At 41.6% G+C, this 15,005-nt stretch carries 9 protein-coding genes and 1 tRNA gene; 6 read left to right on the top strand and 4 right to left on the bottom strand.

The genetic code is table 11. From position 1 onward, the window contains the following. Nucleotides 1-3 precede the first annotated feature (3 nt). Nucleotides 4-1,005: an MlaD family protein gene (locus AC1DFM_RS31215; RefSeq protein WP_477080705.1), complete on the bottom strand. Its 1,002-nt coding sequence runs from the start codon at nucleotides 1,003-1,005 to the stop codon at nucleotides 4-6. 128 nt (nucleotides 1,006-1,133) lie between these two features. Continuing rightward, on the bottom strand, nucleotides 1,134-2,357 hold the full coding sequence (locus AC1DFM_RS31210; RefSeq protein ID WP_477080704.1) for an N-acetylmuramoyl-L-alanine amidase family protein: 1,224 nt from the start codon (nucleotides 2,355-2,357) through the stop codon (nucleotides 1,134-1,136). Nucleotides 2,358-2,608: 251 nt separating this feature from the next. Here AC1DFM_RS31210 and AC1DFM_RS31205 point away from each other — a divergent pair, with 251 nt between their 5' ends. Beyond that, entirely contained in the window at nucleotides 2,609-5,320 is a 2,712-nt protein-coding gene (locus AC1DFM_RS31205; RefSeq protein WP_477080703.1) for a putative LPS assembly protein LptD, read from the top strand. A 137-nt stretch (nucleotides 5,321-5,457) separates the two neighbouring features. On the opposite strand, the gene AC1DFM_RS31200 is transcribed toward AC1DFM_RS31205, so the two are convergent. Next, nucleotides 5,458-6,201 carry a lysophospholipid acyltransferase family protein gene (locus tag AC1DFM_RS31200; RefSeq protein ID WP_477080702.1) on the bottom strand — a complete coding sequence of 248 codons (744 nt, stop codon included), beginning with the start codon at nucleotides 6,199-6,201 and terminating at the stop codon, nucleotides 5,458-5,460. 11 nt (nucleotides 6,202-6,212) lie between these two features. Then, on the bottom strand, nucleotides 6,213-6,884 hold the full coding sequence (gene ung / locus AC1DFM_RS31195) for a uracil-DNA glycosylase (protein WP_477080701.1): 672 nt from the start codon (nucleotides 6,882-6,884) through the stop codon (nucleotides 6,213-6,215). A gap of 134 nt (nucleotides 6,885-7,018) precedes the next feature. Here ung and AC1DFM_RS31190 point away from each other — a divergent pair. From AC1DFM_RS31190 to AC1DFM_RS31170, 5 genes are all read left to right on the top strand, one after another. Beyond that, nucleotides 7,019-7,092 (top strand) — tRNA-Arg (locus AC1DFM_RS31190). A 220-nt stretch (nucleotides 7,093-7,312) separates the two neighbouring features. Further along, a complete protein-coding gene (locus tag AC1DFM_RS31185) occupies nucleotides 7,313-9,793 on the top strand; it encodes a type I restriction-modification system subunit M (protein ID WP_477080700.1) in 2,481 nt (826 codons plus the stop codon). Further along, on the top strand, nucleotides 9,787-11,001 hold the full coding sequence (locus AC1DFM_RS31180; RefSeq protein ID WP_477080699.1) for a restriction endonuclease subunit S: 1,215 nt from the start codon (nucleotides 9,787-9,789) through the stop codon (nucleotides 10,999-11,001). The genes AC1DFM_RS31185 and AC1DFM_RS31180 overlap by 7 nt, the downstream gene beginning before the upstream one ends. A 102-nt stretch (nucleotides 11,002-11,103) precedes the next feature. Further along, complete coding sequence (locus AC1DFM_RS31175; RefSeq protein WP_477080698.1) at nucleotides 11,104-14,154, top strand: type I restriction endonuclease subunit R; 3,051 nt, start codon at nucleotides 11,104-11,106, stop codon at nucleotides 14,152-14,154. After that, nucleotides 14,155-14,850, top strand: a complete 696-nt coding sequence (locus tag AC1DFM_RS31170) for a M48 family metallopeptidase (RefSeq protein ID WP_477080697.1) — start codon at nucleotides 14,155-14,157, stop codon at nucleotides 14,848-14,850. The last annotated feature ends 155 nt before the right edge of the window (nucleotides 14,851-15,005 follow it).

Below are 15,005 nucleotides of genomic sequence, written 5' to 3'. Positions count from 1 at the left end.
TTCTTATTGTTGTGCCGCTGCTGTATCAGAAGGTAACGGCTTCGTTTTATCTTTTTTGCCGAAGAGGGAGAAGTGTACATAGCGTTTAGGATTGACGCGGAGGTCTTCCAGCAGCTTATTCAGGTTTCCGAGGGAATACTGAAGATTGTTATACACTTTTTTGTCGTTCAGCAACATGCCGGCAGTGCCATCTGTGGTATTCAGTTTGGCAATGGTCGCATTCAGGTTAGTAGCGGTTTGCTGTAACTGTTGCAGTGTTTTATCGATATTACCTTTTGCCAGTGCATCTGTTGCTTTCTGGGCGTTGTCGAGGATACCGGTAATTTTTGCGTTGTTATCTTTCAGGTTACCGGTAACCGCTGCCAGGTTGTTGAATGTTTTCTGGATATTACCTGAATTAGGGTCCAGCATACCATTCAGGGAAGCGGAAGTGTGCGTAAAGTTACGCATGGTGACATTCAGGTTGCGGATAGCGTCCTGGAGATTTCCTTTTGCGGTGGTATCCAGGATAGCATTCACAGACATTAATACAGAATCGATATTAGAGAGGGTCCCTTCCAGTTTTTTTACGAGCGGGCTGAGTTGTTCTTTCAGCGCGTCTGTCATGGAGCCGTCTACAGCTGCGTAGATGGTATCGCCGCTTTTCAGATATTCGCTGGCGTTACCCAGGTCCATCTGTACAGTTTTGGTACCCAGCAGGTCGCTGCTGATGCGGGCAACGGAGTTGCGTGGAATTTCCACTTTTTTGGTAATAGTGAGGGTAACGAGGATGCGGGAGGCGTCGTTATCCATTACTTCGAGGTTGGAAACACTACCTACTATTAAGCCATTTACCTGTACGGCATTGGCTGGCTGTAAACCATTTACCTGTTTATATACAGCATAGATGGTTTTGTTATGTGAAAAAAAGCTTTTTCCTTTCAATAAATTAAAGCCCAGCACAAGTAAGGTTATACCCAGCACCGTTAATATACCAACTTTGGTTTCATTAGATAATTTGAGCATGAGATTCGTATACGTTCACGCAAAAATAATCAAAAAGCATGCACGGGGAGTGATCGGAAAAAAATGTTGCTAATAAAAAAGCGGAAAGGGGGAAAAGAGTGGGGGGGAATTGGGGAAGAGGGCGGGGACTAGCAGGAGGTAACAAAAGCGTCTTTGAATCCTAGTTTACGGGCCTTACGCAGGGCTCCGGAGGCTTGCTGGTCTGTTTTGAAGCGTCCCCAGATATACTTGTTCAGTTTTTTTTTATTCATGACTATCTGTTGGCGATTGATATCACCATGGAGCTTCCTGAAAATGGAAGCTCCTGGTTTATATAATTTATCTGTTATCAGCAGTTGCACGCAGTAGCTATCGGCAGACTGGGGTTTGCCATTGGCTCCTTTGCCTGACAGTGCGACGGCATGAGAACTTTTGTTTTTAGAAGAAATACGGGTAGTAGACGGTTGGGAGTTGCGGTTGTTGGTGAACCTGTCGAGTTCATCACGGTAACGCTTAATCGCTTTATAGATACAGTTAGCCAGTTCTGTTTGTCCATTGCTGGAGTTGAGGTAATCTTCCTCTTCCGGGTTACTGATAAATCCAAGTTCTACCAGTACACTAGGCATAGCGGTGGCAGATAGTACCCAGATACCTTTTTCATTTCTTTGTCTTGCTCCGCGGCTGATACGTCCTACACGGGTAAACTCGTCTTCAATCAGGGTAGAGAGCCGGAGGCTTTGATCKAAGTAGGAGTTTCTCAGGGTATTGAGCAGGATGAATGTTTCCGGGTCATCGCCAATCAGTTGTTTACTTTCTTCTGAGTTGTCGTCCAGTACGATCACGGAATTCTGTTTCAGGGATTCCATTTTCGCGTTGTTCTTACTGGTAGCCCATATATACGTTTCCGTGCCTTTGGCATTGCTGGGGTAGTAGGCATATATGGGTTGTTTAACGGCTATTTTCCGTTTTCCTTTCTTGCGGTATACGGTTTTATAGTCTACCACTTTACGGATCTTACCAGTTGAGTTACAGTGAATAGACACGAATAATTCGCCTTTGTTGTCGTTGGCGATCTGGGCTTTTACGCGGGGATCGTCGAAACGGTCGGTTTTTCGTGTATACACTACCTTTACATCGGGCATGTTTTCTTCGAGGATTTTACCCAGCTTGAGGGCTACTTCGAGGGTTACCTGTTTTTCGGTAGAGTAGCTTCCTTTAGCGCCAGGGTCTGTACCACCGTGGCCGGCATCAATCACAATCGTTCGTATAGGCTTATCCTGTTTAGTGGAAACGGGATTATTTTTGGCCTGAATAAAAAAGGTACAGGTGAATAGTGTTCCCAGTCCTAAAATCCAAAATCGGTTCCAGCGCATGATTCTCATTTTAATGGGTGCTGTTTATCACAAAAAATAAAAAAATAAGTTTATCTGTTAAATTAATCATTGGCTTACTCCATGTGAGTTTGCGCCATTTTTCCACATATCCTTTCTTCAACATTACAAGTTACCATTTGTAATAAATTGTATAATTTCTTGTAGGTTTGTGGCCGCCATAACACATGAACGCTAGCTACAAAAATAATTATAAAAAGTTTTTTCGACATACATACCTGGTTTTTGCCGGTATGTTTATTGCCATTCCCTTTATTATAGATGCAGTTGCAGGCTCCAGGCCACATGCAACTTCGTTTTTTAACAAAAGTTTGGCAGATACCGTTCCGGTAGTCCGCAAAGATACCGGTAAAATCAAACGTCCTGCCGTTAAGCCCGCTGCTGCAGCGGATACTAATGTGCTGTCGAAAGCAACCGATACCAGCGGACCAGTCACCGTGGACACGCTTTATGTTCCAAAGATATCAAAAGACACGCTGGATGCGCCGGTTACTTATAAAGCCAAAGACTCCATTATCCTGATGGTGCCTGATAAGCGCTTTTATTTGTATGGTGCTGCCAACACAAAATACAAAACCATTGATTTGACGGCCGAAAAAATGAATTTCGACCAGGAAACCGGTACACTGGAGGCTACTAATGCCAAAGATACTGCCGGCAAACTGTTTGGCGGCCCTGTTATGAACGATGGCGGCCAGAGCTTCGAATCAGATACCCTCCGGTATAATTTTACTTCCCAGAAGGCAAAGATCTACAATACACGCTCCCAATACGGAGAAGGCTATATTCACAGTGCACAAACCAAAAAAGCGGCTGATAATACCATCTTCGGTTTTAAGAACGGTTATACTACCTGTAACCTGGATACCCCGCATTTCAGTTTCCGGGCCCGCAAAATAAAGGTTATCCCTGATAAATTGGTGATTTCCGGACCAGCTAATCTGGAAATTGAAGGAATTCCGACGCCGTTGTTCATCCCATTCGCCATTTTCCCTATTACACAAGGGCAACGGTCGGGCATCTTGCCGCCACAGTATGTGGTGAATCAACAAAAAGGGATTGGACTTGAAAATGGTGGATACTATATTGGTTTGGGCGATAACTTCGACCTCACCATGCGTGGGGATGTGTATTCTTACGGTAGCTGGAGCCTTACGGGTAGCCCTACCTATCGCAAGCGCTATAAGTACAGTGGGGGCCTTAACCTGAGCTTCGCCAATACCCGCTTTGGTGACCCGGCGGTGAAGTCAGAGTTCAGTACTTCCAAAGATTTCCGCGTAACCTGGAACCACAGCATGGACAGCAAAGCCCGTCCTGGTGTGAACTTTGGCGCTGCAGTGAACTTCGGGACCTCTTCTTATAACAGGTACAATGTGTATGATTATAATACGCGTGTTAATAATAACATCGGATCATCTATCACGTTTTCGAAAACATGGGTTGGAAAGCCTTATAACCTCAGCTTAGGTTTGAACCACTCTCAAAACCTTAGCACCCGCGATGTATCGGTTTCTTTCCCGGATGGAACGTTTACCGTGAATACTATCTATCCTTTCCAACGTAAAGAAATGATCGGTAGTCCGAAATGGTACGAGAAAATTGGTATTTCTTATAACACGGTACTGCGTAACCAGGCCAACTTCAAAGATTCGCTCTTTGGTAAGCAAGCCATGTTTGATGCGATGCAAACCGGTATGCAGCACAATATTCCGATCTCCTTTTCTATTCCGGTGTTTAATAAGGCCTTTACGTTGTCGCCGGGTATTAACTATAGCGAATACTGGTATACCAAGAAGTTTAATCGTACCTGGAATCCCAATAAATTCAATCCAGGTACAGGAACCAACGGTGCAATTGATACTGCTTATCAGGCTGGATTCTTTACTGCGCGTGACGTGAGCACCAGTTTGGCATTGTCTACTGCGGTATATGGTATGTATGCATTCAACAAAAATTCCAAGATAAAGGCTATCCGTCACGTAATGCGTCCTACGTTGAGTGCCAGCTTCCGTCCGGACCTGAATCCAAATCTCTATAAGCTATTACAATACAATAATGCAGGGGATAAGTCCATGGTATCCGTGTATGATGGAGCTATTATTGGCGTACCTTCTTCCGGTTCCTTTGGTGGTTTGAACTTTGGATTGGATAACAACCTTGAAATGAAGGTGTATTCGAAGAAGGATACCACTGGTAACCATGAACGAAAAATCAAGCTGCTGGATGGTTTCGGTATCAATGGCAGTTATAACCTGGTGGCTGATTCCTTTAAGCTGTCGACCTTCAGTCTGTACGCCCGTACTAACCTGTTCGATAAGCTGAACATCTCCGCCAGCGGTAATATTGATCCATATCAGACAGATGCACGTGGTCGTCGCCTTGATAAATACGTATGGCAGAATGGAAAGATCTCTCTGGGACGTTTAACGAATGCAAGTATTTCGATGAGTACGTCGTTCCAATCGAAGGATAAAAAGAGCAAGGCGAAAGAGCAAACCATCGACTCCATACAGAATGCACAGAGCACCGATGCGGCTTTTGCTGCGCAACAGCGGCAGCTGCAAATGGTACGTAACAATCCTGGAGAGTACGTGGATTTCGATATTCCATGGCGGGTGGATCTCTCCTATAGCTTATCCTATACCAATACCATTATCCCGGATTCCGGTGGTGTAGTAAGACGTATTACGCAATATGTCAGCTTTAACGGCGATTTTAGCCTGACGCCTAAATGGAAGATTGGTCTGAACAGTGGTTTCGACTTTACGAATATGCAGATAGCTTATACGAATATGTATATCTCGCGGGATCTGCACTGCTGGCAAATGTCTATCAACCTGATACCGTTTGGTACTTTCCGGCAGTTTAGTATCACCATTAACCCGAAAGCCGGTATTCTGCGGGATCTTCGGATCAACCGATCGAGACAGTTCTACGATTTGTAAGCATAAAGCGGAAAGCCTAAAGCAAAAAGCTATTAAAGCGAATGACATAAGCGTATGAGTTATATATTACTCGCTTATGTCATTCGCTTTAATAGCTTTTTGCTTTAGGCTTTCTGCTTTATGCTTTATGCTTTATGCTATTTGGTATCGTTTGCGATATAATAATCCCACATCTGTTTAAATACTTTTTCCTTAAATGCCGGTAGATCATCTTTGGTAAGACCCGCAGTAGGCATGGGTGGCAGGAAATGATATTCAATCCGATGTGGCCAGGCAAAAAACTTTCTATTTACCGGTAATATCTTTTTTGTGTGAAAAAGCAGCGACGGAATCAGTGGCAGTTGTGTATCAATAGCCAGTGCGAAAGCGCCGTCGTAGAAGGCTTTCAGCGGTTCGTCTGTGCGGTTACGCGTGCCTTCCGGGTATAATAAGATGTGCAGGCCCATTTTAAGGGCTTCTTTCATATCAATTACGCTTTGCTTTCTGCTGGCCTCACTGCTGCGATCTACCATGATGCCCCCTATTTTATATAACACGCTAAAGAGCGGTATTTTGCCCATAGAGGCTTTGGCCAGTGTTTTATTGGCGCCAGGAATTTTAGCAGTAGTAACCGGCACATCTATCAGTGAATTATGATTGCATACAATCACATAGGTTTGTCCGGGAGCAAAATAATTGGTGCCTTTTAGTTTTACGGGGCATCCAATCAGTGGCATATATACTTTCATCCATATCCTGCCGATCGCCAGGAAGCCCCTGGATTTCGTTGGATCTGGCCAGAAGGAGATAATCCAGATAGGGATAAAAACCACCAGCATGGTGCCTGCAAACAACAGCAAAGCCCAGAGGGCATATATTCTGCCGAAGATACTTTTCAACATAGTGTTTGCTTTTAGAGTCTCCAGTCTACTGGTGCAATGCCTGCCTTAGCGAGTATTTCATTGGTTCTTGAAAAATGTCTGCATCCAAAAAATCCTTTATCAGCGCTGAAAGGAGAGGGGTGTGCTGCCTGCAAAATATGATGTTTGGTAGCATCAATAAGGTATTGTTTATCCTGTGCAAACCGTCCCCAGAGCAGGAATACCACGTCTGACCGTTTTTCAGAAATGGTTCTGATAACGGCATCCGTAAAATCGCCCCAGCCTATTTTGCTGTGTGAGGCAGGTTCGCTGGCTCTTACAGTCAGGAAGGCGTTTAATAATAACACACCATGTTCCGCCCATTTAGTAAGATTGCCGCCAGTAGGGATCTCCAGTCCCAGGTCAGTTTTCATTTCTTTGTAGATATTTACCAGGGAGGGAGGAGGCTTCACACCATCTAAAACAGAAAAGCTGAGTCCATGTGCCTGTCCGGGGCCATGATAGGGGTCCTGGCCGAGTATCACTACTTTTACCTTGTCTAAAGGTGTTTTATCGAAGGCATTAAAGATCAGGTTGCCAGTGGGATAAATCACTTTATTCAGGGCTTTTTCATGTTTCAGGAACATGACGATCTGATCGAAATAGGCCTTATTAAATTCATCTTTCAGCGCTTCCTTCCAGCTACTTTCTATTTGTACATCCATAGTATGCAAAACTATATTTAAAGAAAAATTAAATTAAATTTGATTTATTGAGAGAAAATTACATAAATTTGCACTCCCAAAACGAGATAAATATAACGATTTATTTCACACTACAAGGGGAAGAAGATATATAAGTCTCGGTAGCTCAGCTGGATAGAGCAACTGCCTTCTAAGCAGTAGGTCATTGGTTCGAATCCAATCCGGGACACGAAGGACAGATCAGGAATGATTTGTCCTTTTTTGTTTTGATACTTTTAGTTTGTCGATGACATGACAGTCAAGTGTAGAGATTTTTATAGTGTTATATTGAACATGATACTTATCCCAATCAAAATATTGTTGACTTCCATCGTTATTCGTAAATTAAAGGTTTACTATCATCACAACAACATCAAATAACGATTTAATCTAACCTTTTTCGATCCATCATGGCAATTAAAAAATCTGAGTTATATAGCTCCATCTGGGCTAGTTGTGACGAACTGCGTGGAGGCATGGATGCTTCACAGTATAAGGATTACGTATTGACGTTACTTTTCGTGAAATATATTTCAGATAAGGCAAAGCATGATTCAAACTTTGCGATTACCATACCTCAGGGAGCTTCTTTTGATGATATGGTGAACCTCATTGGCACCACTAACATAGGAGATGATATCAATAAAAAGGTTCTCAACAAGATTAAGGAGGCAAATGGATTGAATGACTTTCCTGATTTCAATGATGAAAATAAATTAGGAAAGGGCGCAGACCTGGTGGATACAATTTCTAATCTGATCCGCATTTTTAATGATCCCTCTTTAGATTTTTCTAAAAACACAGCTGAGGGTGATGATATTCTGGGAGATGCTTATGAATACCTGATGCGTCATTTTGCAACCGAATCAGGTAAATCCAAGGGCCAATTTTATACACCAGCGGAAGTTTCAAGAGTATTAGCAAAAGTCATCGGCATTACACCAGAGAACTCAACACGACAAACAACTGTGTATGACCCCACTTGTGGATCTGGATCGCTGTTATTAAAGGTTCGTGCCGAAGCTGGTAAGTCTGTTGATCTTTATGGTCAGGAAAAGGAGATGACCACAGCTAACCTTGCACACATGAATACCATTCTGCACAATGCAGAAACAGCCACTATTATAGCGGATAATACCTTGACGCGTCCTGCTTTCAAGGAAGACGATGGTTCCCTGAAGCGTTTTGATTATGTAGTTTCCAACCCGCCGTTTTCTTTGAAGAGTTGGAGTAATGGAGTGAAAGTGGATAATGATGAATTCGGAAGATTTGAATTAGGTGTACCTCCTGAGAAAAATGGGGATTACGCTTTTTTATTACATATACTGAAGTCGTTAAAGGCTACAGGTAAAGCAGCGGTGGTATTACCTCATGGTGTATTATTCCGGGGAAATGCCGAAGGTGAAATTCGAAAGAATATCCTGAAAGAAGGATATATAAAAGGCATTATCGGGTTGCCGCCTAACCTCTTTTACGGTACCGGTATTCCTGCCTGTATCATCATTCTTGACAAAGAAAAGGCAGCTAATCGTAAGGGCGTTTTTATGATTGACGCCAGCAAAGGGTTTGCAAAAGATGGTAATAAGAATCGCTTAATGGAGCAGGATATACGAAGAATTACGGATGTATTTACACAGGAGCTGCAGGTGCCTAAATACAGCAGGATGGTTCCGATGAAGGAAATTGCGGACATTAAAAATGATTACAACCTTAACATACCACGTTATGTAGATACGCAGGAAGCGGAGGATATTCAGAGCATTTCTGCCCATTTATTTGGTGGAATTCCACAGGCAGATATTGATGCGATGAAGGTATATTGGGAAACTTTCCCTCAGTTAAGAGTGGATCTTTTTGATTCATTACGGGAAGGTTTTTTGAAGCTGAAAACATCGCCAGCGGAGATAAAGAAGACGATTTTCGAACATCCTGAGTTTACGGCATTTCATCGTCAGGTGCATGCGCAATTTGATGGTTGGTTAAATATTCAATCMCAGAGTTGGGAAGTTATGGAGCAAGGGGTACATCCCAAGGAAGTTATTGCCTCCATGGGTGAAAGTTTGTTAGTTGCTTTCAGAGAACACAAACTGATAAACAACTACGATCTCTATGAACGCTTAATGCAGTATTGGAATGAAACCATGCAGGATGATGTGTATTCCATTAGTCTGGATGGCTGGAAAGCTGGTAATGAATACCAGCGGTTGGTAATAAAGGGGAAGAGAGGTAAAGATGGCAAAACTGCAAAGGATAAGGATATTCCGGGGCTTGCAGGTATTGAGGGTCGGATGATTCCTCCCACTTTATTGGTTGATCTCTACTTTGCTGGAGAAAAGAAACTTATTGAAGAAACGGAACAGTCAATAGAGCACATGAGTTCCCGTATAAAAGAAATCGAGGAGGAGAATTCGGGAGAGGATGGTTTGTTTGGGGATTTAGAAAAAGTGAATGCGGTGGAGGTAAATAAGCTCCTGAAGGCAAGGAAAAAGGAAACCAAGGGGGTGTTGGTTTTTGAGGGAGAGGAAGCAGTTATATCGGAGGAGGAGTCTGAAATAGTAATATTGGAGGAGTACCTGATGTTGACGGAGAAAATCAAAGAAGCTAATAAGGAAGTACAAACTTTAAATAATGCTTTAGAGAGGAACGTAATGCTGAAGTATCCTGCGTTAAGTGATGAAGAAATAAAGAAGGCTGTCATCCAATATAAATGGAAGGCGTATTTGCAAGGTGCGCTTACACAGGAATTAGATCGTGTTAGTCAGAATTTAAGTCAACGTATTAAAGAGTTAGCGGAACGGTATGCAATTACTTTAGAGGCATTAAATGCTGAGGTGGGTATTGCAAGTGAAAAGGTAAAACAACATTTAGCTAAAATGGGATGGTCATGGTAAAAGTTGGATATAGGCAGACGGAGATTGGAGTGATTCCGGAGGATTGGAGTGTTAAAAATGTGTACGAGATTGCTGAAATTAAAACAGGTGGTAGAAATACGCAGGATCGTGTAGAAAATGGTATCTACCCATTTTTTGTTCGGTCTCAAATTGTGGAAAGAATTAACTCTTATTCGTTTGATGGCGAGGCTGTTTTGACCGCGGGAGATGGAGTTGGTGTTGGTAAAGTCTTTCACTACATCAATGGAAAATTTGATTATCACCAGAGGGTTTATGCAATTACAAATTTTCAAAGTATCGTTAATGGATATTACTTCTTTAAGTATTTTCAAAATAACTTTTTAGAGAGAATTTCACAGATGACAGCTAAGTCATCTGTAGACAGTGTTCGTATGGATACTATTGCGGAGATGAAAATACCTATTCCTCCTTTGGCTGAACAAGAAATTATAGCCAAGGTTCTGAGTGACACTGATACATGGATTGCATGCCTCGAGAAGTCAATAGCAAAAAGCCAATCTATTAGACATTGTGCATTACAAGACCTATTTACGAAACCTGTTAGTAATGGAGTTCCTGGCGATTGGGAAATTAAGAAGATCGGAGAGCTGGGCTTTTTTTTTCCAACTAATTCACTGTCCCGAGATAATCTGAATTATCATGAAGGGCAAGTTTATAATATACATTACGGAGACATCCACACACAATTTAAAACTCATTTCAATATTGATAATGAGAACGTCCCATTTGTGAATCCAGATATGTCGCCCGCCAAATTTTTATCCCATTGTATTGAAGGAGACCTTGTTATTGCAGATGCTTCTGAGAATGAAGAAGATATTGGGAAGGCTATAGAAATCAGTTGCATAGGTGATAAACAGATTGTATGTGGACTTCATACAATTCATTTTAGACCATTGCCTGGAGTGTTTTTTAAATCATACTTAGGATATGTGTGGCAGACCTCTTATCTGAAAAGACAAATACTAAAAGAGTCACAAGGGACAAAGGTATTGGGCATTTCAACAGCAAGATTGAAGGATGTTATTATCCCTATTCCGCCCCTTTCCGAACAAATTCGCATCGCCAATATCCTTTCCGATATGGACACTGAAATTGAATCATTAGAAGCACAATTAGAAAAAGCCCAACAAATCAAACAAGGCATGATGCAAGACTTGTTGACTGGCAGAGTAAGATTGGTATAATATTAAGTTTATATAGCTATTAAAATAGACGAAAACGTTGCAAGACTTATGCCCTAAGTAGGCGCGCCCTTTTATAAATGTCCACCTGAAAAATGTACTGATATGGTAAACCCTGTAGAACGCCTAACCCAGAATCGCGTTATTAAGTTATTTACGGATCAATTAGGCTACAAATATTATGGCAATTGGGAAGATAGAATAAATAACAGCAATGTGGAACGGGATTATCTCCGGGCTTTTTTACTGAAGCAAGGATATGCCCCGGTATTAGCGGATAAGACAGTTGCAGAGGTATACCAGCTAGCTACTTCAAATAATGGTAATCTTTATGATCGTAATAAAGCCATGTATTCATTATTACGATATGGCGTAAAGGCCCGACCTGACTTAGGGGAGCAATTTGATACGATTTTTCCTATTGACTGGCTACATCCGGAACGGAATGATTTCGCCATTGCCGAGGAAGTGACATTGAATAACAGAAAAAATAACCGGCGTCCGGACATTGTATTGTATGTGAATGGGATCGCATTGGGGGTATTGGAATTAAAGCGAGGCACAGTGGATATTGCGGAAAGTGTGCGTCAGAATATTTCTAATCAGCAGGAAAGTTTTAGCCAGGGATTCTTTACTACTATTCAACTGATAATGGCTGGTAATAATACCCAGGKGCTCCGCTATGGGACAATAGAAACTCCTGAAAAATACTATCTCAACTGGAAGGAGGACGAAGAGGATGACAATGGTTATAAACTTGACAAATATTTACGGAAGCTTTGTGATAAGGAACGTCTGATTGATATCATTTACAACGGTGTTATTTTCGATGCTGGCATTAAAAAGCTCCCGCGTCCGCATCAATATTTTGGCCTAAAGGAAGCGCAGCCATTTATCCGCCGGGAGGAGGGAGGTATTATATGGCAAACACAGGGCTCTGGGAAGTCATTGATGATGGTAATATTGGGTAAGTGGATTTTAGAGAATATTCCGAATTCCCGTTTGGCGATACTCACAGATCGTACCGAACTCGATGATCAGATAGCACGCGTGTTTGGTGATGTTGGAATTAGTATTTCCCAGGCAGGATCAGGTAAAGAACTCATGAAGTTTTTGCAGGCATCAACGCCAAGTGTTATCTGTTCCCTGATTCACAAATTTGGGAATAAGTCAGAGACAGACTATGAGACATTTATAAAAGATTTGCGGGATAATCCTGTACAAACTTATGGGAAGATTTTCGTGTTTGTGGACGAATGTCACCGTACCCAAGGAGGAAAATTGAATGAGGCAATGAAAGCTGTTCTTCATAACGCTGTGTTTATTGGGTTTACCGGCACGCCATTGTTAAGAGCAGATAGGAAGACGACCATGGATATATTTGGTCGCTATATTCATACTTATAAATTTAAAGAGGCAGTGGATGATGGTGTGGTAAAGGATCTTGTTTATGAAGGCCGCGCGATAGATCAAAACCTTACCTCTCAAACTAAAATTGATCAATGGTTTGATGCTAAAACCAAGGGGCTTAACGACTTCCAGAAGAACGAGCTGAAAAAGAAATGGGGCACTATGCAAAATGTTCTTAGTTCGAAAAGCCGGATGGAGAAAATTGTTTCAGATATTATCCTCGATTTCAGTACTAAGCCCCGGTTGTTATCCCAGATGGGAAATGCTATTTTAGTCGCAGGGAGCATCTATGAGGCTTGTAAATATTATAATCTCTTTTTACAGACAGAACTTAAGGGCAAATGTGCCATCATTACGTCTTATAATCCGCAAGCAAAAGATGTATCTAAAGAAGACACGGGGGCTAATACAGAAACAGACAGAGAATATATATATAAGACTTATGAGGAGTTACTAAAGCATGTAACGGTAACCGGAAATAAATCTAAAACGGAAGCCTACGAAACACAGGCCAAAGAAAAATTCCGTAAGGAACCTGCCAAAATGAAGTTATTGATTGTGGTTTCAAAACTGCTGACAGGGTTTGATGCTCCTCCATGTTCCTATATCTATATAGATAAAAAGATGCAGGATCATACATTGTTTCAGGCTATTTGCAGGGTTAACAGGCTGGATACCGATGATAAGGATTATGGGTACATCGTGGATTATATGGAGTTATTTGGTAAAGTAACCGATGCCATTGACGTATATACCTCAGAGCTGGATTGTGAAGGATTTACTGAGGAAGAAGTGAAGGTACAACTGAAAGATAGGATCAAAATTGCTACCGATCGCCTGGAAGTGGCATTGGAAACACTGGAAGCAATATGTGAAAATGTACCATTGCCTAAAACAGATTTAGAGTTCATCCAGTTTTTCTGTGGAAATGTTGAAATCGAAGAGGATCTGAAAGCAAATGAGTATAAGCGGATGGCATTATACAAGGCGATTGTAGAATATATCCGGGCATATGCTAACATGGCCACAGACTTTGAGTCCGCTGGATATAGCCCCGCCAAAATTCAACATTTCAAAGACCGGTTGGAACATTATCTGAATGTAAGAGAAGTGATTAAGCTGGCAAGTAAGGAAATCATTGATTTAAAAGCCTATGAAGCAGATATGCGGTTCCTGCTAGATACTTATATCCGGGCGGAGGATGCGGAATCTATTTCACCGTTTGAAGATATATCGCTATTGCAGTTGATGAGCCTGGATATGGATAAGGCCATTAATAGTATGCCCAAATCGACGAGGCGGAGTAAAGAAGCCATGGCCGAAACAATGGAGAATAATGTGCGTAGCAAAATTGTGGAAGAACATTTGCGTGATCCTAAGTACTTTGAACAAATGTCAGTGTTGCTCAAAGAATTGATTGAAGCACGCAAAAGAGATTTGATATCTTATCAGGAATATTTGAAACAAATGGCCGAACTTGCACGTAAAGTAGATACAGGTAAAGATGATGATGTTCCTGTGTCTATTAATACGCAAGGAAAATTGGCCATCTTCCATGCGCTTGATAATGACGAACAACTAGCTTTGTCAGTGGATTACGAAGTGCAGGAAGCCAAGCAGGAAGGCTTCAGAGAAAATAAGATGAAAGAACGCAAAGTACAAAATGCTATCAGAACTGTAATACATGATAATGCGAAGGCCGAAGAAATTTACCAGATTGTGAAAATGCATAAGCATGATTATTAGATGAATACAACTGTTATCAGTCTCGCTGAGATTCAAGTGGAGGTTAGGTTTAAGCAAATTAAGAATTTACATCTTAGTGTTTATCCTCCGGATGGAAGGGTAACAGTTGCGTCTCCGGAGTTTTACGATTTGGAAAAGGTGAAGATTTACCTGGCCACCAAGCTATCCTGGATTAAGAAAGAGCGAAAGAAGATACGGGAACAAGCCAGGGAAGCCGAGAGACTTTATATAACTAAGGAAAGTCATCATTTTCTTGGAAAGCGCTATTTACTGGAACTTAAGAGAGGTAGTAAGACCACCATTATATTAAAGCATAGTAAGATAGAGCTTTGGGCACCGGATGATACTACAGTTGGCCAAAAGAGGAGTACCCTATACAGATGGTATAAAAGGGAACTAATTAAGGTTCTTTCGAAATACATTGCACATTACGAAAAGGTAATGCAGATAAAGGTGCCGAAATTCCAGGTCCGTAAGATGAAAACAAAGTGGGGCAGTTGTGCAACAGAAAGTGGTAATATCCTTTTTAATGTTGAACTGGCCAAAAAGCCTGTTAGCTGTATTGAGTATGTTGTGGTGCATGAGTTAGTTCATCTTTTCGAACGGAATCACAATAAAAATTTCGTTATGCTTATGAATAGGTATATGCCCAATTGGCGGATGCAGAAAGCATTGCTAAATCAGCTACCGTTATGATTAATTGGGACTATTTCACTAAGTGTGTAAACTTAAAAATCGGGGGATCAAATTAAAAGTTAGATTCTCACTCTTTTATCAAAAATAGTTAAAAACTGATTTAGGATCATGCCCCAGTTTCTAATGGGCATGGTCCATTTTTTTGATACTTCCCG

The organism is Chitinophaga sp. 05T412, assembly GCF_056396465.1.
This window is presented reverse-complemented; position numbering and strand designations above follow the sequence as displayed.

Bases quoted from the DNA above. Each gene is read 5' to 3' on its own strand.
- AC1DFM_RS31215 (WP_477080705.1), bottom strand. From the start codon at position 1,005: ATGCTCAAATTATCTAATGAAACCAAAGTTGGTATATTAACGGTGCTG.
- AC1DFM_RS31205 (WP_477080703.1), top strand. From the start codon at position 2,609: ATGTTTATTGCCATTCCCTTTATTATAGATGCAGTTGCAGGCTCCAGG.
- AC1DFM_RS31200 (WP_477080702.1), bottom strand. From the start codon at position 6,201: ATGTTGAAAAGTATCTTCGGCAGAATATATGCCCTCTGGGCTTTGCTG.
- ung (WP_477080701.1), bottom strand. From the start codon at position 6,884: ATGGATGTACAAATAGAAAGTAGCTGGAAGGAAGCGCTGAAAGATGAA.
- AC1DFM_RS31180 (WP_477080699.1), top strand. From the start codon at position 9,787: ATGGTAAAAGTTGGATATAGGCAGACGGAGATTGGAGTGATTCCGGAG.
- AC1DFM_RS31170 (WP_477080697.1), top strand. From the start codon at position 14,155: ATGAATACAACTGTTATCAGTCTCGCTGAGATTCAAGTGGAGGTTAGG.